The 25,278-nt window shown below is 43.5% G+C and carries 20 protein-coding genes; 8 read left to right on the forward strand and 12 right to left on the reverse strand.

Annotated elements, in window-relative coordinates; translation table 11 throughout:
• The 5 genes from AAEY72_RS06910 to AAEY72_RS06930 all read right to left on the reverse strand — a co-directional run.
• A partial coding sequence (locus tag AAEY72_RS06910; RefSeq protein WP_352309997.1) for a transferrin-binding protein-like solute binding protein occupies positions 1–1,901 on the reverse strand: 1,901 nt, incomplete at its 3' end.
• Positions 1,902–2,210: 309 nt separating this feature from the next.
• Positions 2,211–3,605 (reverse strand): outer membrane protein transport protein, encoded by a 1,395-nt coding sequence (locus tag AAEY72_RS06915; RefSeq protein ID WP_189581037.1) that lies wholly within the window; start codon positions 3,603–3,605, stop codon positions 2,211–2,213.
• Between the two features lie 487 nt (positions 3,606–4,092).
• Positions 4,093–5,532: an outer membrane protein transport protein gene (locus AAEY72_RS06920; RefSeq protein WP_194618919.1), complete on the reverse strand. Its 1,440-nt coding sequence runs from the start codon at positions 5,530–5,532 to the stop codon at positions 4,093–4,095.
• 418 nt (positions 5,533–5,950) lie between these two features.
• The gene (locus AAEY72_RS06925; protein WP_352309998.1) at positions 5,951–7,441 is read right to left on the reverse strand and encodes a hypothetical protein; all 1,491 of its coding nucleotides are present in this window, start codon (positions 7,439–7,441) and stop codon (positions 5,951–5,953) included.
• A gap of 216 nt (positions 7,442–7,657) precedes the next feature.
• Positions 7,658–8,119: a SlyX family protein gene (locus tag AAEY72_RS06930; protein WP_352309999.1), complete on the reverse strand. Its 462-nt coding sequence runs from the start codon at positions 8,117–8,119 to the stop codon at positions 7,658–7,660.
• A gap of 63 nt (positions 8,120–8,182) precedes the next feature.
• Between AAEY72_RS06930 and AAEY72_RS06935 the strand changes: the two genes are divergently transcribed.
• From AAEY72_RS06935 to AAEY72_RS06960, 6 genes are all read left to right on the forward strand, one after another.
• Positions 8,183–10,126, forward strand: a complete 1,944-nt coding sequence (locus tag AAEY72_RS06935) for an ATP-binding cassette domain-containing protein (protein ID WP_352310000.1) — start codon at positions 8,183–8,185, stop codon at positions 10,124–10,126.
• 527 nt (positions 10,127–10,653) lie between these two features.
• Entirely contained in the window at positions 10,654–11,238 is a 585-nt protein-coding gene (petA, locus tag AAEY72_RS06940; protein ID WP_352310001.1) for a ubiquinol-cytochrome c reductase iron-sulfur subunit, read from the forward strand.
• A 22-nt stretch (positions 11,239–11,260) separates the two neighbouring features.
• Positions 11,261–12,466 carry a cytochrome b gene (locus AAEY72_RS06945; RefSeq protein ID WP_026037242.1) on the forward strand — a complete coding sequence of 402 codons (1,206 nt, stop codon included), beginning with the start codon at positions 11,261–11,263 and terminating at the stop codon, positions 12,464–12,466.
• Complete coding sequence (locus tag AAEY72_RS06950) at positions 12,466–13,179, forward strand: cytochrome c1 (RefSeq protein ID WP_352310002.1); 714 nt, start codon at positions 12,466–12,468, stop codon at positions 13,177–13,179. Before AAEY72_RS06945 ends, AAEY72_RS06950 begins: the two co-directional genes overlap by 1 nt.
• Positions 13,180–13,384: 205 nt before the next feature.
• Positions 13,385–13,999 carry a glutathione S-transferase N-terminal domain-containing protein gene (locus AAEY72_RS06955; protein ID WP_010199892.1) on the forward strand — a complete coding sequence of 205 codons (615 nt, stop codon included), beginning with the start codon at positions 13,385–13,387 and terminating at the stop codon, positions 13,997–13,999.
• Between the two features lie 303 nt (positions 14,000–14,302).
• Positions 14,303–14,740 (forward strand): ClpXP protease specificity-enhancing factor, encoded by a 438-nt coding sequence (locus AAEY72_RS06960; RefSeq protein WP_010199894.1) that lies wholly within the window; start codon positions 14,303–14,305, stop codon positions 14,738–14,740.
• Between the two features lie 118 nt (positions 14,741–14,858).
• Here AAEY72_RS06960 and dcd read toward each other — a convergent pair whose 3' ends face one another.
• The 7 genes from dcd to AAEY72_RS06995 all read right to left on the reverse strand — a co-directional run bounded on the left by dcd (position 14,859) and on the right by AAEY72_RS06995 (position 21,000).
• The gene (dcd, locus tag AAEY72_RS06965; RefSeq protein ID WP_010199897.1) at positions 14,859–15,434 is read right to left on the reverse strand and encodes a dCTP deaminase; all 576 of its coding nucleotides are present in this window, start codon (positions 15,432–15,434) and stop codon (positions 14,859–14,861) included.
• 127 nt (positions 15,435–15,561) lie between these two features.
• Entirely contained in the window at positions 15,562–16,665 is a 1,104-nt protein-coding gene (locus AAEY72_RS06970) for a DUF2804 domain-containing protein (protein WP_352310003.1), read from the reverse strand.
• 23 nt (positions 16,666–16,688) lie between these two features.
• On the reverse strand, positions 16,689–17,114 hold the full coding sequence (locus tag AAEY72_RS06975) for a hypothetical protein (protein ID WP_352310004.1): 426 nt from the start codon (positions 17,112–17,114) through the stop codon (positions 16,689–16,691).
• 83 nt (positions 17,115–17,197) lie between these two features.
• On the reverse strand, positions 17,198–18,424 hold the full coding sequence (gene apbC, locus AAEY72_RS06980; protein ID WP_352310005.1) for an iron-sulfur cluster carrier protein ApbC: 1,227 nt from the start codon (positions 18,422–18,424) through the stop codon (positions 17,198–17,200).
• 196 nt (positions 18,425–18,620) lie between these two features.
• Positions 18,621–19,421 (reverse strand): 3-hydroxybutyrate dehydrogenase, encoded by an 801-nt coding sequence (locus tag AAEY72_RS06985; RefSeq protein WP_352310006.1) that lies wholly within the window; start codon positions 19,419–19,421, stop codon positions 18,621–18,623.
• A gap of 57 nt (positions 19,422–19,478) precedes the next feature.
• The gene (locus tag AAEY72_RS06990) at positions 19,479–20,108 is read right to left on the reverse strand and encodes a CoA transferase subunit B (protein WP_189581011.1); all 630 of its coding nucleotides are present in this window, start codon (positions 20,106–20,108) and stop codon (positions 19,479–19,481) included.
• Between the two features lie 178 nt (positions 20,109–20,286).
• Entirely contained in the window at positions 20,287–21,000 is a 714-nt protein-coding gene (locus tag AAEY72_RS06995) for a CoA transferase subunit A (protein WP_352310007.1), read from the reverse strand.
• A 402-nt stretch (positions 21,001–21,402) separates the two neighbouring features.
• Between AAEY72_RS06995 and AAEY72_RS07000 the strand changes: the two genes are divergently transcribed.
• Positions 21,403–22,818 (forward strand): GntP family permease, encoded by a 1,416-nt coding sequence (locus AAEY72_RS07000; RefSeq protein WP_352310008.1) that lies wholly within the window; start codon positions 21,403–21,405, stop codon positions 22,816–22,818.
• Positions 22,819–23,167: 349 nt separating this feature from the next.
• Positions 23,168–25,261 (forward strand): methionine--tRNA ligase, encoded by a 2,094-nt coding sequence (gene metG, locus AAEY72_RS07005; protein ID WP_352310009.1) that lies wholly within the window; start codon positions 23,168–23,170, stop codon positions 25,259–25,261.
• Positions 25,262–25,278 lie beyond the last annotated feature (17 nt).

A 25,278-nucleotide genomic window follows, 5' to 3' on the forward strand; every position in this document is an offset into this window, starting at 1 on the left:
GTTGGCGTTGGCGTTGGCGTTGGCGTTGGCGTTGGCGTTGGCGTTGGCGTTGGCGTTGGCGTTGGCGTTGGCGTTGGTGTTGGTGTTGGCGTTGGTGTTGGTGTTGGTGTTGGCGTTGGTGTTGGCGTTGGTGTAGGTGTTGGTGTTACGGCTTCATTCTTCTCAGCACCAAAAGTACCTTGAGAGTCATTACCTTCATAGATACCACCGATGAAGTTAGCATCTTTACCGTAGAAAGCACCTTCAGTATTGTAGCCATTGTCGTCAGCTGCAGTACCTGAGAACTGATTACCAGTAATATTCGCTGCTAAGTTAATATTGCCAGCTTCAGCAAAGTCCAGTTTGCCTGCCACATTCTTCGCCACAAAATCCGCTGTGAATGCTGAGGTGCCATATTCAATAGCATTACCAGGACCTACTTTACGGTTGGTTGCATCACCGGTGTATTCAAACTTACCTTCGGTCGGTAGAGTCGCTGTTTTTTTACCAACGGCTATCACACCATCTACTGGAATTGTGCTACCTAGTGCACTAACACCACCATCGATGTGAGCGACACGCAACTCATCATTGTCACCAAAGTCTTTATAGATTGAGGTATAAGTCAGGTCACCGGCAGCCAGTACGTTACCAGTGCCATTATAAGATTTAAAACCGTTTTCAGTATCAGCATCGCTATCACTTGATAAGGTCACTGCTGCTGGTGCTGGTACGATTCCTGTCAAAGCTGTGTCAGCACGGGCATCAACATCTGAGGTGCTACGAATAGCGAAATCACGTGTGGTCACTTCTCTCACACCTGCAAGCTGACCTGTGTTCACAGATAAGTGCTGTACACCTGATAAGTTTGCTTCTGCTTCAGAGCTGTAACCTGGCGTTGGCGTCGGTGTTACGGCTTCATTTTTCTCAGCACCAAAAGTACCTTGAGAGTCATTGCCTTCATAGATACCACCGATGAAGTTAGCATCTTTACCGTAGAAAGCACCTTCAGTATTGTAGCCACCTTTTTCGCCAGTGAACTCATTACCGTCTATGCTTGCCCCTAGTTCAATATTACCAGCTTGCGCAAATGTAAGCGTACCGGCAACGTTCTTCGCAACAAAATCTGCTGTGAATGCTGAGGTGCCATATTCAATAGCATTACCAGGACCTACTTTGCGGTTGGTTGCATCACCGGTGTATTCAAACTTACCTTCGGTCGGTAGAGTCGCTGTTTTTTTACCAACGGCTATCACACCATCTACTGGAATTGTGCTACCTAGTGCACTAACACCACCATCGATGTGAGCGACACGCAACTCATCATTGTCACCAAAGTCTTTATAGATTGAGGTATAAGTCAGGTCACCGGCAGCCAGTACGTTACCAGTGCCATTATAAGATTTAAAACCGTTTTCAGTATCAGCATCGCTATCACTTGATAAGGTCACTGCTGCTGGTGCTGGTACGATTCCTGTCAAAGCTGTGTCAGCACGGGCATCAACATCTGAGGTGCTACGAATAGCGAAATCACGTGTGGTCACTTCTCTCACACCTGCAAGCTGACCTGTGTTCACAGATAAGTGCTGTACACCTGATAAGTTTGCTTCTGCTTCAGAGCTGTAACCTGGCGTTGGCGTTGGCGTCGGTGTCGGCGTCGGTGTCGGTGTTGGCGTCGGTGTTGGCGTCGGTGTTGGCGTCGGTGTTGGCGTCGGTGTCGGCGTCGGTGTCGGTGTCGGTGTCGGTGTCGGTGTGATTACTGGACTATCATTAAAGATATCACCTAGTTTGTACGAATTATTATTATCGCTAGCACACGAGGCCAATATCATTGATGTCAAAAGTACGACACTTGCTTTTAATGGGGTATTGAATTTCTTTGCTGTAGAATTAGCTGAGATTGAATGATGGTTAGGTAACATTCGTATTCCTCCATGGATTATAATGAGATATTCCCTTTATATTCAACTATTTATATAATAGCTGAATAATTTTTATAGATACTAAAAAGTAGCTTGACCAGTCAAAACTTAATGGTCTATTACTTTTGAAGAGAGATGACTTTTAACTTCGATAGTAACAACCGACTTAGTAGTCTTCTTTATTAATATCTATAATTTTATTTAAAACATTGCAGCTTATTATAAAGCTCACCCATTACAACTCGATAAGCTTTATAAAATTTCAATCAAAATAAGAACTAAGTTTAAAAACTAAGTTTAAGAATGAAGTTACTGGCTCTGATAAGACAGTTTTACACCAGCGATGTAACCATCATTATCTTCAGATTTACTAACGATACTGCCGTTCGGTAACTGTCCAGTCGCATCACCAAACTTCAAGTATTTTCCACCGACAGATACGGCCCATTCAGGAGTGACATTATATTTAACCCCACCACCGATACTATAGAAACCATCAATAGTACCCAATGAACTGACAGGATCACCTGCACCAGAGTCATAACCAACCACAACAGAACCCGCTAATTTTTCGTTGAAGCGTTTAGCCAAACCAACGTCGACTTTCCATTGGTCTTTGTCATAAGACAATAGTGGTAAGCCACCAGCAACGGCTCCTTTAGAGTAGGCATTATAAAGAGGAGGCACAATACTAAAGTCACTCCAAGGTACCCAGCGTACATCCAATGTGCCTAGTAGCTGATATTTTTCACTTAAACCCGTCTGAATGTTTAAGTTAACTGATTCTGGTGTGGTCACAGTTGCTTCGGTAGTCGCATCAGCACCAATAGCTGCCGCCAATTCAGGCGTGATTATATCGTTAGGATTAAGTTCATTATATTTACCGATAAATACACTTTTTATAAGATCATTATCTAATAGAGGTACTCTTTCACCTACCGCGGTTTTATGATCAATTTCCGAGCGATAAGTTAACGCTGCATTTAAGGCAATCTCTGGTTTACTATAGGAAAGACCAGCCGCCCAACCATAGTCAGTGTCTTTATTGACGTTGGCATCATAACCTGTCAATGGACCATATGCTTGGCCACGTAAATGCACTTCTGCTTTTACTTTTTGTATCACTGGACCACCATATACTTGGAAGCCGTTAGATTTAAAACCCACCAAACCTGTCCATGACTCAGTATGAACGCTAACATTGGTGTTTTTATCATAATCAGAATCTAGAACAGCTGGATTAATGAATTCATTAGGAAATGCAGTTCCTGTTGAAGAATCCACGATTGTCTGTTTTCCTGGTTGAGATACAAAAGCATTATCTCCTGTATACTCTACTTCTGCTCCAAAAGGCTCATCATAGAACACACCGATACTAATACTGTCATTAATATCCGTTTTTACACCATAGCGAGCAAAAGTATAAGGATCGTCGGTAGCATTACCCGTATTTACACCCTTTTCGTACTCATCTTCGTTAGAGGTAATACCAAGACGAGCACCGTTTGCGATTGCCCCAGCATTATCATTAACTGAAACATCCGTGTTGATGTAAGCATACTCAATCTCGGCGTAAGTACCAGGGTTAAAAAAACCTTTGATGTCTTGACCTGAACGATCAAGACCAGCTGCTTGCGTCAACGATGCAGCTGACAGTGTAAGTAGAGCGAGAGTGAGTTTAGAGATAGGGAATTTTTGAGACACTTGATATCCTCCATGAATAAAATAACTGGCAAAAAGCTTAATTACGGTATGACTTATATCAGTAATTGAAACCTGTGCTGTGCAATCCTTTGCCAAACGATTTACTTATTTAACTAGCAGATGTAACTACCGCTTACGCAATATTACCTTTCATTGTTATCAGACATCACTACTATGTAATACAACGTAACTGATTTCAGTATCATAATTAAAGTTTGCTGCTATAGCAATACCCTTTTCGACTTTTCCCAAAAATAGATTTATGTTAGTTAAAATTTTTATATATTTGCGGTATTTAAAAGCATCTAATAATCAATTTGATGAAAAACGATAGAAAAGGAATATGGTTATTCTTTACTACTTTCGTACAGTGTTGATAATTAAGACTATTTTATTTAATTTTTTCCCAACAAAAAAAAGCAGCCACAATGGGCTGCTTTTTTTTGTTAAATATAACACTTTAAAAAAAGTAACAAGTGTTCACTGATTACTGCGCTTGATAAGAAAGCTTCACGCCAGCGATATAGCCATCATTGTCTTGGAAATCGGCAACGATTTTGTCAGTTGGTAGAGCACCTTGAGCATCACCAAACCATAAGTATTTGCCACCAGCTGATACTGCCCAGTTTTTGGTGACGTTATACTTGGCGCCAAGACCAACACTATAATAGCCATCGACAGGACCTAGTGAAGTAGTCGGATCACCAGCACCGCTATCCCAACCAACCGTACCACTAATGGCAAGTGCTGGTGCTACACGCTTAGCCAGACCCAGCTCGACTTGCCACTGATCATCTTCATATTCAACCAAATCTAAACCGTCATCGCCATAAAGACCACTGCTTATGCTAACTGCATTGTATAATGGAGGGGTAATGACAAAATCACTCCAAGGCACCCAACGTACTTTTGCGGTGGCTAATGTAGTTGGATTGATACCGGTTTGGAAGTCAAAGTTGACTGATTTAGGAGTGGTGATCTCGTAGTCACTGCTTCTATTTGCTGCTGCTTCCGCTTGTGCTGGAGAAGCTCCTGCTCCAAGCGCTCTAAGACCTGCTAGCGGATAAGTCTCAGATATTTGTATATCGTGATCGATCTCAGAACGATAAGTCAATGCAGCTTTCAAAGCGATTTCAGGCTTACTGAAAGACACACCAGCGATATAACCATAGTCCATATCAGGGTTACTGGTCGAAGTGTAACCTGTAGCAGGGCCATAAGCCAATCCACGTAATTTCGTATCAGCTTGAATACGCTGTGCTACTGGACCACCATAAACTTGGAAGTTCTTATTGGCACCAAACTTCATACCAAGTAGACCTGTCAAGCTTTGGCTACGAACCTCTACATTGGTGTTTTCACCTGCATTGCCTGCCTCAGCTTGAGCGATTGCGCCTACAGTACTAAGATTTGTAATTTGTTGCACGATGCCTGCTCTTACTTCTGCATCAGGTTCTGCTGCAGCTTGAGCTCTCAAAGCATTTATTGTAGGACCAAGCGTTGCACCATTGAATTGACCATTAGTCAGTTGCTGGATAGACGCGTTTTGATCACCCTTCGATACAAAATTGCTATCGCCTGTGTACTCGGCAGCTGCACCAAAAGGCTCATCGTATAAAATACCAATACTGAACGTATCGTTGATGTCAGTTTTTACGCCATAGCGGAAGAAATCATAAGCTTCAGCGATATCACCCGTGTCACCACCTTCGACATAGGTATTACTAGAAGGAACATTGTTAGCACTGTCTTTACCACTGACATCAGCGTCAATATAGGTATAAACCGCTTCGGCATAAGTCCCATCTTGAAAGAAAGCAGTGACGTCCTGACCTGAACGATCTAGACCGGCAGCATGCGTCATGCTGGCTACAGAAATAGTAGCAATAGCTACCGCAAGGGTTTTTAAGTGAAAGGTAGCGCGCATTATGTATCTCCAAACATCCTAGTTGTTTAACCGTCCTACGAATCTAAAATTGGCCATGGTGCACGCAAATTTAAATTATAAAAACAGTGTCCTGATTTCGATAATAATGGCTTTTTGACACTAAAACAACACTTAAAGCACTTTATTTCCTAAATATGACTGAACAGTACAGATTACATGTAACTGACACACTAAACACTTGTTTCTTTTAGTAAAATTATCTTTTGAATTTGCTTTTTACTGGACTAAAATCGTCTTTTTTCTTCTTGTTCAGTCATCAAGAAGCATACCCTGATAATAGAGTGTACATATTTGACTGTCCTTATTTTGAGCAAAAAAAAGCGACCGGCTTAGGATCGCTTTTTTTGCTGCTAAATCGTCAAATAGATAACCAAACTAGATATGTTTTAGTTTGATACTATTTTGCTTGGTAAGATACTTTTACACCAAGTGCATAGCCATCATTGCTGTCAAAATCACTAACGATAGTTTTCGTTGGGATTTGACCTTGAGCATCACCAAACCACAGGTACTTACCACCGGCTGATACCGCCCAGTTTTCAGTGAGGTTATATTTTGCGCCAAGACCAGCACTATAATATCCCTCGATAGGGCCTAGCGAGGTCACTGGATCACCAGCGCCACTATCCCAACCGACCGTACCCGTAACAGCTAATGCTGGCGACAAACGCTTGGCAAGACCCAACTCTACTAACCATTGATCTTCATCATAGCTCACTAAAGGAAGACCTTTATCATCACCTGTTGAACGCTTGCTGACTTCGTTATAAAGGGGTGGCACGATTGCAAAATCAGTCCAAGGTACCCAACGTACTTTTGCGGTCGCTAACGTCGTTTGATTCACGCCTGTTTGAAAGTCAAAGTTGACTGACTTAGGTGTAGTGATATCAATTTTGTTACCCTGAACAGGGTCGCCACCCAATGCAGCCACTAGCGGATAAGTTTCATCAATGTTCAAGCTATGATCGATCTCTGAGCGATACGTTAACGCAGCTAGTAATGCAATCTCAGGCTTGCTATAAGAGACACCGGCTAACCAACCGTAATCTTGGTCAGAGCTAATATGAGTGGTATAGCCAGTAGCAGGACCGTAAGCAATACCACGTAGGGCTACATCGGCTTGGACTTGCTGCATCACAGGGCCACCATATACTTGGAAGTTTTTATTTTCACCAAGTTTCATACCTAAGATACCCGTGACGCTTTCGGTACGAACTTCTACGTTAGTACCTTCACCGGTAGTCGCTGCTTCTGCACGTGCGGCTGCTACTGCTGCGCCAAGAGATTGGGCTTGACCTGCTAGCGTTTGCGCTTGGGTTTGGGCAGCTTGCGCTTTCTCTGCGAATCCTGCTGCTGCTTGTGGGGTCGTCGCGGTTTGCGCTTGGGCTGCAAAATCTGCGGCTGCTGCACCTGCTTGTGTTGCGCCTGCCGTCAATTGACCAATTTTCAGACCCGCATCTGCTGCGCTGCTTGCTTTGCCACCTGAAATGGCATTAACCGAAGCATCCAAATCACCTCTAGCCACGAAATTATTATCACCACTATAATCAGCAGCAGCACCGAAAGGCTCGTCGTATAAGATACCAACACTGAATGTATCATTGATATCTGCTTTTACGCCATAACGGAAAAAGTCATAAGACTCAGCGATATCATCGATTTTTTTGCCTTGCTCATAAGCCTTTTTATCAGGACCGACATAAGCATTGTCATGGCCACTTACATCACCATCGATGTAAGTGTAAACCGCTTCAGCGTAGGTACCGTCTTGCAAAAATGCGGTAACGTCTTGTCCTGAACGATCAAGACCAGCAGCACTAGCAGCGCTAGCGACAGAGAAAGCAGCAATCGCTACTGTAAGGGTTTTTAGGTGAAAGGTGGCCCGCATTGTGTATCTCCAAACATCCGCATTGTTTTACCGCCGTACCAAAAATTGCTAGGTAGGCAGCAGCTAAGGAGAAGGATACTAATGTCTTTTTTACCTTAAGACAACTGTAAAAATACATTATTACCGAATTATGACTAGACAGTCATCGACCATTAACCATATTCAAAAGTAAGAATATATTCTAAATAGAGACAGCTTCTCTTATTTTAACGGTTTTTAATAATGCGGTGGCCTATCAGACATAACATCAAATGGAGCAATTCCTCCTTCGATATCTTGGCTTTCAACTTGCTTGTAAATAAGCTGCAATTGACGTTGTACAGTCTGAATATGCTTGTCTTGCCGAGCGATAACTTCATCGAGTCGCTCTACCGTTAGCTCCAGATGAGCCATGTTCATCTGTAACTCAATCACTTGAAGTTGTAGATCGCTTTGGGCAGCAGATGAATTGCCTTGAGGATTGATTAAAGGTGTCGTTGGTGGGACAGATTGATCCATATTTTTCTCTAAGTGATAGCATTCATATACTGAATTTGCTGGAATATTCATTTTTGATTGATGACCGTGAAATGGTAGCAATTCATAAGCGGTAACATGCATAGCATATTGACTACCAATAAATAGCAATAAAATAGTACTGATAAACCATTTACTCGCACTACAGTCAGGTGGTGGCATGTTATACTGCTGCCAATTTTGCAACAACCCCTACCTCACTATTATATAAGCTTAAGATATTTTATGGCACTGATACATCTAAAAGATATTCACCTCGCATTTGGCGTGGCTCCCGTTCTTGATGGCGTTGATTTTGCGATCAATGCTGGCGAGCGTGTGTGTTTGATTGGTCGCAATGGCGAAGGCAAATCCACTCTGTTTAAGTTGATCAATGGCTCATTGCAGCCTGATAGTGGTGAAGTCATCATCAATAGTAGTGTACGTGTTGCGATGCTTGAGCAAGACGTACCAGAAACCAGTGGCCGCATACTGGATATCGTCATGGGTGGTAGTCGTCGCACTGCTGATCTGCTGGTTAACTATAATAAGCAAGTCGATATGTGTGCCAATGGCGATATGGATGCCTGTGAGCGTATGGCCGACTTACAGCATGATATCGATGCAGTACATGGCTGGGATTTAGAGCGTGATGCCACTCGCCTTATTACTACGATGGGCCTTGATCCAGATGATGACTTATCGTCGCTGTCTGGTGGTCGTAAGCGCCGCGTACTACTTGCGCGCTCACTAGTTACCAAGCCTGATGTACTGCTTCTCGATGAGCCTACCAACCATTTGGACGTTGAGAGTATCGAATGGTTAGAGCGCTTCTTATTGGATTGGCAAGGTTTGACATTATTGTTCGTTACCCATGATAGAGCATTTGTGAATAAACTGTCGACGCGCATCATTGAGCTTGATCGCGGTCAGTTGACCAGCTATGACGTAACCCAAGGTGAAGGTGGCTACGCACGCTATCAAGAGCTAAAAGAGCTACAGTTATTGGCTGAAGAAAAAAATAACGCTAACTTTGATAAAAAATTGGCGCAAGAAGAAGTTTGGATTCGTCAAGGAATTAAAGCTCGCCGCACCCGTAATGAAGGCCGTGTCCGTGAGCTAAAAGCCTTACGTGAAGAGCGTGGCGACCGCCGTGAGCAAGTGGGTAATGTAAACATCACCATGGGTCAAGGCGAAAAAAGCGGAAAGCTGGTCTGCAAAGTTAAGAACTTGCATCTTGAGTATGATGGCAATGTATTGGTTGATAACTTTACGACGACTATCATGCGTGGTGATAAAATCGGTATTGTCGGGCCTAATGGCGCGGGTAAAACCACGCTTATTAAAGCTCTACTCGACATGTCTGATGACGAAGTCACGAAGACAGGCAGCGTTGAGCTAGGAACCAATCTAAAAATCGCGTTTTTCGATCAGTTACGTGATCAGCTAGATTTAGAAGCGAGTGTTGCACAAAACGTCTCAGAAGGCTCAGATTTCGTCGAAGTTGGCGGTCGTAAGACACACATTATGAGCTATTTGCAAGATTTCTTATTTGCTCCGGAGCGTGCACGTACACCTGTTAAGGCATTGTCTGGCGGTGAACGTAACCGCGTCCTACTTGCCAAGCAACTATTGAAGCCTGCCAACATTCTAGTACTCGATGAGCCAACCAACGATTTGGACATGGCGACACTTGAGCTATTAGAGGAATCAGTCGCAAGCTTTGGTGGTACGATTTTGCTCATCAGCCATGATCGCTCATTCATGGATAACGTCGTTACCTCAACATGGGTATTCGGCGAAGATGAAAATGGCAAAGGGATCGTCAAAGAGTACGTCGGTGGCTATCAAGAGTATCTGGTACAAAAAAATCGTGAGCAAGCAGCACAAGCTGCTAGAGCGCCAGTAAGTAATACAAATGCAGCAAATAAATCAGCTAGCAAGCAAGCCGTAGCAAAACCTAGTATTACAGCCAAAAAGCTCAATTATAATGAACAGCGTGAGTTAGACAATTTGCCAAAAGAGATTGCAGTGCTTGAAGCTGAACAAAATGAGCTACAAGAAAAACTGGCTGACGGCTCATGGTTTACTAAAGACTTCGATGCGGCAACAGCAGCTAGTGAGCGTTTACTAGTGATTGAAGATGAAATGATGAGCAAGCTTGAGCGCTGGAGCACACTTGAAGGCTAGAATGAGTCGCTAAAACGTACCTTTAAGTACCTTTGAAATAGACACATTCCATGAACTGATATTTTAAGTTTCTATCCATGGCATATTTAAAGGCTAAAATAATCACCACGCTATTAATAGTGTGGTGATTATTCGTTTACGACCACTTACACAGAGATTAGGGACTGAAAGTTAGTGAACATTCCCTCGATTTCAAGTATCATTCGCTATTGCTAAATACCCTTATTAATTATAAGGTCATCGCGCTGACAAACCTTGCTGGCATAAAAACAGTAACGATACGGTGATATCCAAGCAATCGTGGACAAATAATGTTGTTCAACCTCATACTATGCCCTATCAAGGTTGCTTTATTTTTAACGCAATAATTTATTTTATGACCAAAATAGCTTAGAATAGCAACAATTAGCAAAATTAGGCACAGCTAAAGTGGCTTGATATTGTATCTATATTTTTTAAGCCAATATTCTCTAAGCCACAAACCCAGTGTGGGATAATCCCATTTCATTCACCTGGAGGAAGTATTAATGAGCCATGCCGAAGGCGTTAATGTAAAACGCCGTAGAGTTCTTATTGCCTCGACTGCCGCGATTGGTGCAGCTGGGGTAGCTGCCTTGGCAACACCTTTTGTCCGCTCTTGGACGCCAAGCGCAAAAGCTGAAGCTGCAGGGGCTGCAGTGACCCAAGATATCGGTTCTATCGAAGATGGACAAATGATTGTCATCAAATATCGTGGCAAACCTATTTATGTGGTTAAGCGTACCGAAGATATGATTGCAGGATTAGAGTCAGTCGAACCATTGCTGTCTGACCCAAACTCTCTTGCCTCTTTACAGCCTGAATACTGTGCGAATCCTACGCGCTCTTTAGAACCAACTGTGTTGGTCGTTGAAGGCGTGTGTACGCATTTAGGCTGTGCGCCGAACTATCGCCCTGACGTTGGTGCCGCTGACTTAGGCGGTAATGACTGGTATGGCGGATTTTTCTGCCCCTGCCACGGTTCTAAGTATGACTTAGCAGGTCGCGTCTTTAGTGGCGTTCCAGCACCGCTTAACTTACCCATCCCAGATTATAGTATGGATGGTACCATCTTGACGGTTGGGGAGGCTTAATATGAGTATGGGTAAAAAAATTATGCACTGGGTGGACGCGCGCTTTCCGGCGACCGAAACCTATGAATATCACATGTCCAAGTACTACGCACCAAAAAACTTTAACTTTTGGTACTTTTTTGGCGTGTTATCTATGGTCGTACTGGTCAACCAATTGGTGACGGGTATCTGGCTAACGATGATGTACAACCCAAGTGCCGAAGGGGCATTTGCGTCTGTTGAATACATCATGCGTGATGTAAAAGGCGGTTGGCTCATTCGCTATATGCATTCCACTGGCGCCTCGGCGTTCTTCGTGGTGGTCTATCTGCATATGTTTAGAGCCTTGCTTTACGGTTCGTACCAAAAACCACGTGAGCTTATTTGGCTCATCGGTATGGGTATCTATCTAGCATTGATGGCAGAAGGTTTCTTCGGTTACTTGCTACCTTGGGGCAACATGTCATTCTGGGGTGCACAGGTTATCTTGAACTTACCTGCCGCGTTGCCAGTGATTGGTGACGGTCTTGCCGAATGGGTACGTGGTGATTATATTATCTCCGGTATCACCCTAAACCGCTTCTTTGCCTTACACGTTGTCGCTATTCCTTTAGTGCTCGTGGGCTTAGTCTTTATGCATTTAGTGGCACTGCATCATGTGGGTTCGAATAACCCTGATGGCATCGACATTAAAAAGCTAAAAGATAAAAACGGCGTGCCATTAGACGGTATTGAGTTCCATCCGTACTACACCGTTCATGATATGGTCGGTATTGTGGTGTTCTTTATCCTGTTCTTTGCAGTGGTATTCTTCTTCCCAGAGGGCGGCGGATTCTTCCTTGAGCCACCAAACTTTGAGACAGCGAACTCGCTGAAGACGCCTGCTCATATTGCACCAGTATGGTATTACACGCCATTCTATGCCATTTTACGTGCAGTCCCTGACAAGCTGGGTGGTGTGATTGCGATGGGTGGTGCGATTGCCGTATTATTCTTGATACCATGGCTCGATAGATCGCCGGTACGCTCTATACGTTATAAAGGCATTTTATCTAAAATTGCTTTAACCGTGTTTGCGATTAGTTTCTTAGTTTTAGGTTACTTAGGCGCGACGCCAACAACACCAACAGCAACATTGATGGCTCGTATCTTCACTGTCTTATATTTCTTGTTTTTCTTACTGATGCCAATTTATACCTCTATCGAGAAGTGTAAACAGCCACCAGAACGCGTTACCGGAGGTCACTAATGAGCACGCTAATTAAATCCCTAGCTGGTCTAGGCTTAGGCGCGGCACTGACTTTGACTGCTGGTACTGCACTGGCAGCGGGCAGTGGGTGTGGTACATTCACCAATGCTGAGGGTGTCGAAGAGCATTTGCTCTGTAGTGAAGCCCCTATTGACTTTACCAATAAAGGCTCGCTACAAAACGGTGCCAAGATTTTTATGAATTACTGTGCAGGTTGTCACTCAGCACAGTATGTTCGTCACTCTCGCATCGCTAAAGATTTAGAGATTCCACCTGAGCTGGTCGAAAAATACTTGATGGTGACGACCGATCAGATTGGTGATCATATCAATGCTGAGATTGACCCTGAGGTTCAGGCTTCATGGTTTGGTGCTGCGCCACCAGATTTGTCACTTGAGACAAGACTGCGCGGCGATGACTGGGTATATACTTACCTACTATCATTTTATGAAGATCCAAGTCGTCCTTGGGGCGCCAATAACCTAGTGCTTGCAAACGCTGCAATGCCTCATGTCTTGCACAATATGCAAGAAAAATTGAGTCAGGAAGAGTTCGAGTCTGAGGTCGGTGATTTGGTTAACTTTATGGCGTGGATGGGTGAGCCTGCTCGTCACGACCGTCAAGTAATTGGTTTCTTCGTCATTATCTTCTTATTGGTTTTACTCATCCCAGTCTACTTGCTCAACAAAGAGTTCTGGAAAGATGTAAAATAAATAGAAGTAGATAGCATAAAAACCAAGCATTATATAAGGCACTACTTCGGTAGTGCCTTTTTTATGTTTTGATGGTTTAATATCTAATGAAAACTCAAGACATCAGACAAATAAAGCGCTCACCAGCAACATTTACGCGAGTTACCTTGATAAACACAGCGACTTTGTTTACGATGACAACCTTCACTATTAACATTAGGCTTTCATGATTGATGCGAATGACATTCCCAGTAGTCAGCTGATTTTATACGCTGATGACGGCTACGACAGTCATGTAGTACGCCTATTACTTGAAGAAAAGAAGCTCGCTTATTATTTATCACGTTTGCATTCTGAGCGTCCTGAAGATTTGACTGAGCTCAACCCCTATCACACCTTGCCTGTTCTGCAACAGCGCGAGATTGCGCTCTATGAAATTAACGTCATCTTTGAATATCTTGAGGAACGTTATCATGCCAATAAACTGCTGCCTGACACTCCACAAGAGCGGGCTCAGTTTCGTCAATTGGCATGGCGTATACAACGTGATTGGTTGGTACTCGGCAAGCGATTGCTTATGCATCCAGATAGCTTTAACAAAGCACAAGCTGCCTTGGCAAAAAAGCAACTCGCTGATTCATTGATTACCTTATCACCGCTGTTTGCTCACAAGTCTTACTTTATGGCGGATGAGTTTGGTTGGTGTGATGTACTACTCGCGCCTTTATTATGGCGACTTGAGGAGATGGGCATCGAACTACCTCGGGCTATTAGTCGTCCGTTGTTTGACTATCAAACGAGAGTCTTTGAGCGCAGTAGCTTTCAAAAAAGCGTGCGTTAATTAGTGCGTGTCTTCAATTTACTCGATAGTCATCTAAATGGGCTAGAAATGGCTAAATCTTGCCAAACATCGTCAAATAGCTGGTTAATATCCCGATATTATCTGCGCTATTTTCTTGTTTAACGGCAATTTATCTCATTTTTATCACCATTTTTGAAATGAAGACACGCCCTAGACAAGTATAAAAAGCTGTCCTAGAATAAGTACCAATAAAACAGACGTTAAGTAGCCTTTATCCTCTGATAAATTACTGAAATAACTGTCTTTTAATTATAAAATATCATTAGTATAGGAAATCATCAGATGAGCGAAACCACCTCTATTACTCCGACCCGCCCCTACATGGTACGTGCGCTATACCAGTGGATAGAAGACAATGACCTGACTCCCTATCTGATGGTCGATGCAACGGCTGAAAACGTGCAAATTCCAACCGAACACGTGCAAGATGGTCGTATTGTCTTGAATATCGCCAGCCGTGCCACTGGTAATATGAGTATGGAAAATGACTATATACATTTCAGTGCGCGTTTTGGCGGCGTGTCACAAGATATTTGGGTACCACTGACGGCGGTGCTAGGTATTTATGCGAAAGAGAATTCGCAAGGGATGTTTTTTGATCCCAATGAATATGACAATTATCAGCCTGAAGGCGATTCACCAGTTGCTGCTAAGAAAAGCCCAACAGCAGCACCCAAGCCGAAACGTGATAATAAAGCAGGCTTAAAAGTATTGAAATAGTCGGTTTTTCTACCTAAAAAAGCTGGTCGTATTGAATACGGCCAGCTTTTTTGTTGTCAGTCTAAAAGTGTAACGGCTTTTAAAACGCTTAGGTTTTTGGCGCTTGGGTTTTTGACGCTTAGGTTCTTGGTAAAGTCACACCGCGCTGTCCTTGGTATTTACCGCCGCGATCTTTATAGCTGGTTTCACATACGTCATCAGCATCACTTTGGAAAAATAGCATCTGCGCCACGCCTTCACCCGCATAAATACGCGCTGGCAAATTGGTGGTATTACTAAACTCTAAAGTCACATGCCCTTCCCACTCAGGCTCAAGCGGCGTGACATTGACGATAATTCCGCAACGGGCATACGTTGATTTACCCAGGCAAATCGTTAATACGTCACGTGGAATACGGAAATATTCCATGGTGCGTGCTAGCGCAAATGAGTTGGGCGGAATGATGCACTCATCACCGACGATATCAATAAAACTTTTTTCATCGAAGTTTTTAGGATCAACGACGACTGAATGCACGTTGGTGAAGACTTTAAACTCAGGGGCACAGCGCACATCATAACCATAGCTTGACGTACCGTAGCTGACCAAACGCTCGCCTGCATCATTAAATCGTACTTGACCCGCTTCAAATGGCTCAATCATGCCATGTTCTTCGGCCATTTTACGAATCCAGCGGTCAGATTTGATAGACATTGTTGTTCCTTAGCAAATATTTAATAGCGACGATTATACGGAATTGAGGGCTCAATTTATAGAGCAATGGCGACTTTAAAATTAATACGTCCAATAGCCTAATTATCATCAACCTATCTTTTACAATCTACCATTTGGCAAAGTGATCTTCTGCTAAGCCCATCACCTTATCAAACTTAATCACCTCATTTTTGATGCGAATCTCACCACTATAAAAGCCAAGCCACTGCTCAAAGATACTGGCAAGCACACCAAAGTTATCCGTCTTCTTATAAACGGTTATCGGTGTAAAGGTTAAGTCAATATCCACGTTGCTCCAGCCTAGATTCTGATGATAGACACGCCAAGTATTTTGCACGGATGTATCCAAATCTTTACGTATAAATAGCACTGGTGGTAGATAATAAATCTGCCCAGCCAGCCAGCACGCATTTTCGCTAACCCCTGTTTCATTGACACCCATCGACAAGTTCAATGCAAAATGACGACCATCAGGTAAATAGCTGTTAATACAAGTCCAAAACCAATTGGTCTTGTGACGCATATAGCCGAGCGTCCAATCTAGATTAGCGATAGTCGTTTCGGAAAAGTGGATTTGTTTGGCTTGAGCATCCGTGTTAAATTTTGAATTGGCTTTAATAAGCAAATGACCAGATATGGCTGTTAATGGTTCTTTTTGCGTAAACGTCCAGCCACGCCTGCCAGTTGGTGTGCAGATAGCCAGTGGCTGCGCTTGCCGCGCCAGTGTCGCATGTAATGCGATATATTGACTGTCCAGCGCCACCTTAACTTGTGAAGGCATAAAGTCTAGTGTCACGGTTAAATTCGCATGGACAAACGCCATTTGCCCTTGATGACAATCACCCTCCAATAGCGTATGACGAGTCAACGGCTGCAATGCTTCACAAACCTCCAACTCATCCGTCTCATCGTTGTAAAGATAAACAAAAGCACTGGTTGCCAGCTTAATCGTCGCCAATGCTAGACAGACTCGATAAGGCGGCTGAATGATTTGGATAAAGCAGAATTGGTTGGCCTTTAATTCTTTGCGCCAATTTGGTAAGGTTTTTTGTGAGATAAGATGGCTGTGATAGTCCAAATAATTGATATTTTTGACGTGAGCAAAGATGCCAAAAGTAGGCTGACCGTTTTGAACAAGCTCATTGAGAACAACTGGCTTAATGCGGGTGGATAAGTGTTGTTGATTTTGGTCGTTGCGACTTTGATTCATGATTAAGGCATCCTAGCCATAGTTCATTGAGAAACTACCTGTCCTTGGTAGCTGACTGCGGTACTTATAACGCTTCTTTTTGCCTGCCTTGAGGCTGCCCAAATTGCCTCTCTCACCGCTTTAATCTCTATCGACGTCAATCCATCTGCCAGCTCTTCAGTCACATTGACTACGGCAAAACCATTTATGCCAAATGGATGTTTGGGAAATTTAAGCAGTAGATCAGTCAGCGCCTGTAATGCTTTAAAAAAATCGGCAATGACCATTCGACGATTGCTAAAATCAGCATGGACTTCATAGCGTTTGCTACTCCTATCTTTATAGTAGCAAACGGCAATCAATTGATTGTTTGAGAGTTCAATCACATATATCGGTGGGCGGAATAATTTCAGTAACCTATACTGTTTGGGAATATTGTCTAAATGACGTTGATAAATCGATAAGCTCACAATATTCCCTTTTTAAAAATCCAAGCCCTTCAAGCTTTACTTACTTAGGCTATTTAACTATTACTAGAAGCCATTAAAAACCATTAAAAAATACGCTTATCATCGATAGGCTTGGCAAATTTATTAATATTGGCTTCAATATTTTTAGCAATGCTCATATAGTAAGGTGCAAATTCATCATCGGCTAAGACACTTGGCTCACCTTTATCCACTTGTGCACGAATACCGCTCGCCAATGGCAACTGACCTAATAGCGGCACCTGATATTGCTCAGCGATTTTTTCGCCGCCACCTGTGCCAAAGATAGCTTCGGTATGATTACAGTTGCTACACGTATGTAGTGCCATGTTTTCGACCACGCCAAGCACTGGTATATTGGTTTTGTTAAAGATCTCAACGCCTTTCTGCGCATCAAGTAAGGCAATATGCTGCGGCGTCGTGACAATCACGGCACCCGTTACGGGGATACGCTGAGCTAGCGTCAATTGGATATCACCCGTACCCGGTGGCATATCAATCACTAAGTAATCTAGCTGCGGCCAATTGGTTTGATTATACAGTTGCATCAAGGCACCAGTAGCTTTTGGTCCGCGCCACGCGACAGGCGTATTGTCACCGTCGAGCAAGCTACCAATCGATAGCATTGCCATGCCATGCGCATTGATAGGAACGAACTGCTCATTTTCTAGCTCAGGTCTGACATTATCGACGCCCAGCATGGTTGGCATACTAGGGCCGTAGATATCGGCATCAAGTACACCAACACGGTTGCCAAGCTTTTGTAATGCCAAGGCGATATTGACGGTAGTGGTTGATTTACCAACACCGCCTTTACCCGACGCCACCACGATAATATGACGAATACGCGGATGCGCTGTCAACGATGCTTGTGTCGGTGCGGCTTTGGTAATCGGCGGTTCGGCATCAGTTGTCTTACTACCAGTCGTTTCTGACGACTGGCTTTGACTGTCCATTGCATTGGTGGTCTTGGGCATTGCCTTCGGTAAGCTTGATCCTGTCCCTTTCGCTGGTGCTGGCAGACGGACATTCATGTGAATCGCTTTGATACCGTGCGGATGTAGCAGCTGCCCGAGCTCTTGTTGGATGATTTCAGGGTTACTATTTACGGGAAGACGCAAATCTAAGGTAAGCTGATCGCCATCGCGCTCAAGTCCTGTGACCATGGTGGCAATGCTAATGGTACCTACTTCGTAACCAAGCAGTACCTTGTCCACAGCACTATCGCGCTCTGCCCGCTGCTCTGGTGTTTCTGGTTTTTTAGTAGAGGTTTTCTTCATAAAGTTAAACATAGTGACCGTTACTGCCTATACAAGTGGTTAGGTATGGTAAAAACTCAGTGAATACTGTCGTAAATAGCGTAAACAATATAGCTCATGAGCATGTTAGCCAAACCTTTTATGATGACAGTGTAGCTGAATTGGACGCATAAAAAAACCACAACGCCAGTAGGACTGACGTTGTGGTTTACATAGTTATATCTGTATATTAATTCATAAACCAACCATGACTGGCAACGATAGACTGACCCGTAAATACATTGCTTGGGAATGCTGCTAAAAATAGTGCCAACTGAGCAATGTCTTCGACCGTCGTGAATTCTTTGTCGACAGTATTGACCAACATAATATCATTCACTACGGATTCTTCGCTGATGCCTTTTTCAGCCGCTTGTTGCGGGATTTGTTTTTCGACCAAAGGCGTTTTGACAAATCCAGGACAAATCACATGCGCGCGCACATTGTGCTCGGCACCTTCTTTTGCCAATACTCGGCACAGTCCAAGTAAACCATGCTTAGCAGTCACATAAGGCGCTTTAAACATTGATGCTTCATGCGAATGCACAGAACCCATATAGATGACCGTACCGCCTTTATCGTCTTTATACATATGCTGTACAGCGGCTTTGGTGGTCAAAAATGCCCCGTCTAGATGAATAGCGAGCATTTTTTTCCAGTCGTCAAATGCCATTTTATTGATTGGGTCGATGATTTGAATACCAGCATTGGAGACGAGAATATCAATCCCACCAAAGGTATCGACTAGCTGCTGCACACCTGCGTTTACCGCATCCTCTGAAGTAACATCCATGGCAATTGCCAATGCGCGCCCACCAGCCGCTTCGATAGCATCAACTGTTTTCTGCGCTGCTTCAAGATTAATATCCGCAATACCAACCGCAGCGCCTGCTTTTGCATAAGTTTCAGCGATGTCACGACCGATACCACTTGCAGAGCCAGTGACCAACGCTACCTTCCCTGTCAAATCATGCTGTAATTGAGTCGCCATATTTTATGTCCTTTCATTACATAGCTTTTCTGAATACTATTATTGGGCAATGCTCACTTATTGGGCAATACTCACAGGCGTTTTTTCTTGGAGTTCTTCGAAGCTGACCCCGTCTGCCAGCTCAACTAACTTCAAGCCACTGTCAGTCACATCGAGTACCGCAAGCTCAGTAATGATACGATCAACGACCCCTTTACCCGTTAATGGTAGCTCACAATTGGCAAGGATTTTTGGTTCTCCGTGTTTGTTGACTTGCTCCATCAACACAATGACTCGCTGCACGCCAGCGACTAAATCCATTGCACCGCCCATGCCTTTGACCATTTTTTTAGGAATCATCCAGTTGGCCAAATCCCCTTTTTCTGAGACTTCCATCGCGCCCAATATTGCAAGATTAACATGACCACCACGAATCATCGCAAACGACTCTGAACTACCAAAATAACTGGCGCCTGGTTCTGCGGTCACTGTTTGCTTGCCAGCGTTAATCAAATCAGCATCGACATTGTCTGCTGTTGGAAACTCGCCAATACCTAGCAGGCCGTTTTCTGACTGTAGCCAGACATCCACATCTTCAGGAATATAATTGGCAACTAGGGTTGGTAGACCAATACCTAAATTTACGTAATAGCCATCTTCTAATTCTTTTGCGGCACGCTGTGCCATCTGCTCTCTTGTCCATGCCATGGTAACTTCCTTATTTTTATAACCACCCCAAAAAATATGATTAACGGTGTCAAACTCGCTTAGTCTACTAAATGTAGCACTTTCACTCGTTTTCCTTTCTACTCCAATTTTCGGAAATGGTATTACAATATTTTATTATTAATGTCATCTTTTAGAAATATTTCGACAACGCTATCAATTAAGCGCCTTCGGCTGCCTTGATTGTCGTCTTTTCGATACGCTTTTCAGGGCTGTTATTTAATACAATACGCTGCACAAAGATACCAGGCAGATGCACTTCATCAGGATCGAACGTGCCAGTCTCTACGATTTCTTCTACTTCGACAATGGTAATTTTGCCTGCCATAGCGCAGTCTGGATTGAAGTTACGGGCGGTTTTATTAAACATTAAGTTGCCCGATTTATCTGCTTTTTGCGCTTTGATCAATGCCACATCAGCACGCAATGTATGCTCAAGCACATAAGTGCGCCCATCAAAATCACGTGTTTCTTTACCTTCAGCTACCAGTGTGCCGACACCAGTTGCTGTGTAAAATGCAGGAATACCTGCGCCGCCCGAACGTAGCTTTTCAGCCAACGTTCCTTGCGGGGTCAGCTCAACTTCTAACTCACCTGCCAAATATTGACGCTCAAACTCTTTGTTTTCACCCACATAAGAGGAAATCATTTTTTTGATTTGGCGAGTTTGTAGTAACAGACCAAGACCAAAATCATCGACACCTGCGTTATTACTGATACAAGTTAGATCCTTCACTCCACTATCACGCAGGGCTTCGATTAGCGCTTCAGGAATACCACACAAACCAAAGCCGCCGATAGCGAGGGTTTGTCCATCACTAACGATGCCTTTTAGCGCTTCTTCGGCACTGCTATATACTTTTGATTGACTCATACTAAACTCCTTTTTTATTTAATATTTTATATGCAGCGTTACTTATGCAGCTTTACTAGGGCGTGTCCTCACTTTAAAAATGGTGATAAAAATGAGAGCACCCCTTAACATTCAAAATTATAAGAACTATTATTTAAAGTAATACATTCTATATCGGTATATCATATATAAAACACTTATGCTAACTTAGCACATTATTCTCATAGCGACTAGAGGATATCCATAAGTCAGAAACCATAAGGAAGAGCGCAGCCACTGAGTGTATCGTCTGTCAACACTTCAGCAGTACAAATATGCATGACACAACAACCCTTTACCATGCTGTACTGCTGAATTTTACCATTGACTCCTATTGATATTCTCTAAATACTTGCTACTTTAATTTTGCCAAGGAGGGCTATCATGTTTAGTACACTTGCTATTGTCATTACTCTATTATTACTCATGTTTTTTGCTTATCGCGGTTATTCTGTGCTGATCTTAGCACCGATTATGGCGACACTAGCAGTCTTACTGTCAGGTGACTTCTTAAGCACCATCCCCGCTTATACCGATGTTTTTATGGGCGCGTTAAGTGGATTCTTACTCAAGTTCTTCCCTATATTCTTGCTAGGCGCACTATTCGGGCGTTTGATGGCTGATTCTGGCGCGGCAACAGCCATTGCCAATACGGTCGTCGAAAAGCTCGGTGCCAGCAAAGCCATTCTTGCGGTGATTTTGGTCTGTGCCATTTTGACTTACGGCGGTGTGTCATTATTTGTCGTGGCATTTGCCATTTATCCAATCGCCAAAGACTTGTTTAAAGCCGCTGATATTCCGAAACGCTTAATTCCAGCAGCGATTGCTTTAGGGTCATTTACCTTTACCATGACTGCATTACCGGGCACGCCAGCCATTCAGAACGCTATTCCAATCCCTTATTACAATACCAACGTATTTGCTGCGCCTATTTTGGGTATTATCGGCGGTACGATCATGTTTATTTGCGGTTGGTTGTGGTTGCAATCACGTGCCAAAAAAGCCAATGCAGCGGGCGAAGGCTATGGTCAGCATGATGATGAAGATGTGGGCGGCGTTGGTGCGACTGCAAAAGAAGCTGAGGTATTAAGTACTCACCAAACCTCATTTACGGTTGCTATGATTCCGCTGGTATTGGTCATTGGTTTGAACGCCTTATTGACTTACGCTGTCTTTCCATCGGTCGACTTTAGTGGCTTGCAAACCCAGTTTCCAGACCTAAATATCGCAGGTTCACTTGGACTGTGGTCGATTATCATCTCATTAGTCTTGGCTTGTGTGGTGCTAATTTTGCTGCGTATTGGTCATTGGAACAATCTACAGAAAACCATTAACCGTGGTACTTATGATTCTATGTTGCCGATTTTTAATACGGCATCAGAAGTTGGTTACGGTGCGGTTATCGCCTCATTAGCAGGCTTTCTTATCATTCGTGACAGCATTCTAAACTTAACTCCTAATAACCCGCTCATCTCAGAAGCGGTCGCTATGACCACACTTGCTGGTATCACAGGTTCATCGTCTGGTGGTTTGAGTATTGCGCTGTCGACATTGGGTGAAGATTATCTCAGAATGGCAGTTAATGCTGGTATCGACCCTGAGCTGATGCACCGTGTGGCCGTTATGGCAGCGGGTGGTTTGGATACACTGCCACACAGCGGCGCGGTCATTACTTTACTCGCCATTTGTGGTTTAACCCATAAGCAGTCTTACTTAAACTTAGCCATGGTTACGATGGTCATTCCATTAGTGGCTGTGGTCGCTGTTATTACCTTAGGTACCATGTTTGGCTCATTCTAAATTGAGTTAACCTATAAGTCGTTTCTCAGTATCGACTATTAATACCTACACAAGTAACACCTCAATAAAAAACCCACTTGGCAAAATGCTTGGTGGGTTTTTTGTGGCTGCTCTATAACCATTCTATAACTATCAAATACGGCGCAAGCCTATTGTTTATGGCTGACAGATGCCTGACAAACGATAAGTAATTACTAAGGAATATCACAAATTTATCTGAATTACGGTATCATAGGCACACTTTTTGAATTTTTATTATTTTTAGTATTAATAACATCGCATCGAAGAGCGATGAACTGCTTGAGATGTTCGATAACTAACCCGTTTTTATAAAAATATAGGTGATTTTGTGCGTGAGATTCTAGTAACCAGTGCGCTGCCCTACGCCAATGGCTATATCCATTTGGGGCATCTTGTAGAATATATTCAGACCGACATTTGGGTACGTGCCATGAAAGCGCAAGGTCATCAGGTTACCTATGTCTGCGCGGATGATGCACACGGTACGGCGATCATGCTCAAAGCTCAAGATAACGGCATCACACCAGAAGAGCAGATTGCGACAGTTAAAGCTTCACATGAGGCCGATTTTAGTAAATTTTTGATTGATTTTGATAATTATCATTCAACCCATTCAGAAGAAAACAAGCATTTCTCTGAGCTGATTTATCGTCGTCTTAATAGCGCTGGGCATATCAGCACTAAAGATGTCGAGCAACTTTTTGATCCCGAAAAGCAATTGTTTTTGGCCGATCGCTTTGTCAAAGGCACTTGCCCTGAATGCGGATCAGCTGACCAATACGGTGACAACTGTGAAGTATGCGGCACCACATATAATGCCACCGAACTTAAAGACCCACAGTCTACGCTATCGGGCGCGACACCTGTGCTCAAAACCTCTAAGCATTATTTCTTTAATTTGCCAGAGTTTGAGCAGTTTTTAAAAGACTGGACACGCAGCGATAACCGTTTGCAAACCTCTGTTGCCAACAAGCTACAAGAATGGTTTGAAGCCGGTTTAGCCACTTGGGATATCTCTCGTGATGCGCCTTATTTTGGTTTCCAAATTCCAGATACGCCAAGCGATGAGCCAGACAAATATTTTTATGTATGGCTAGATGCACCAGTTGGCTACATGGCAAGCTTTAAAAACCTATGCGATAAGCGTGCAGGTACAGACCAAGCGCTTGATTTTGACCGTTACTGGATGCAAGAAAACGAGCACAAAACCGAAGTCTATCATTTCATCGGTAAAGACATCGTTTACTTCCACGCCTTGTTTTGGCCAGCGATGCTAGCTGGTAGCGAATTACGTACGCCGACTGGCGTCTTTGCCCATGGTTTCTTAATGGTCAATGGCGAAAAAATGAGTAAGTCACGCGGCACTTTTATTAAGGCCGAAACGTATGCTGAGCATTTGCACCCAGAATACCTGCGTTATTATTTCGCCAGCAAACTGTCTGACAAAGTCGAAGACATCAACTTAGATTTAGAAGACTTTATGCAAAAGGTCAACTCTGACTTGGTTGGTAAAGTCGTCAATATCGCCAGTCGTAGCGCTGGATTTTTGGTGAAAAAATACGACGGTATGCTGTCAGAAGTTTGCGTAGAATCGGCATTATTAGAAGATATCACCAAAACGGGTGATGAGATTGCTGCTGCCTACGAAAACCGTGAGTTCTCACGTGCCATGCGCTTGATCATGCAGTGTGCAGACAAGGCTAATGAATACATTGATGCCAAAAAACCATGGTCACTAGCGAAGCAAGAAGGTACTGAGCAAGAAGTTCAAGACGTCTGCTCGGTCGCTATCAATATCTTCCGTCAATTGATGGTTTATCTTGCTCCTGTCTTGCCTGAACTGACCACCAATGCAAAAGAGTTTTTGAACATTGATAGCTTAGACTTCGCAAGCCGTAACCAATGGTTGCTGGGTCACAAAATCAACAAGTTCAAACCACTCATGCAACGTATCGAAGAAAAAGATATTGAAGCGATGGTAGAAGATTCTAAAGCATCATTAGCTCAAGTAGACGCTCCTGCCGCGACTGAAAGTAGCAAGCCTGACGCAAAGGATAAAACACCTGCAACAGATGCGGATGCTGAACAAACTGACTATATTGGTATCGAAGACTTTGCCAAAGTCGAGATGAAAGTCGCACACGTTTTAGAGTGTAACCATGTAGAAGGTGCTGATAAGCTACTACAGTTCACGCTAGATGTTGGTGAAGATAAACCGCGTAACGTGTTCAGTGGTATCCGTAAGTTTTATGAGCCTGAGCAATTGGTTAATAAAAAGGTCATTTGCGTGACCAACCTTGCACCGCGTAAGATGAAATTTGGCGTATCAGAAGGCATGGTACTATCAACTGGCGATCCAAAGACAGGATTGACGGTCGTTACCTTGCCTGATGCTTGTATCGTCGGTGATGTGCTGGCTTAACGGTGATTTTTAGTAGT

Source organism: Psychrobacter sp. W2-37-MNA-CIBAN-0211 (assembly GCF_040309405.1).
In the GTDB taxonomy this organism is placed as follows: domain Bacteria; phylum Pseudomonadota; class Gammaproteobacteria; order Pseudomonadales; family Moraxellaceae; genus Psychrobacter; species Psychrobacter glaciei.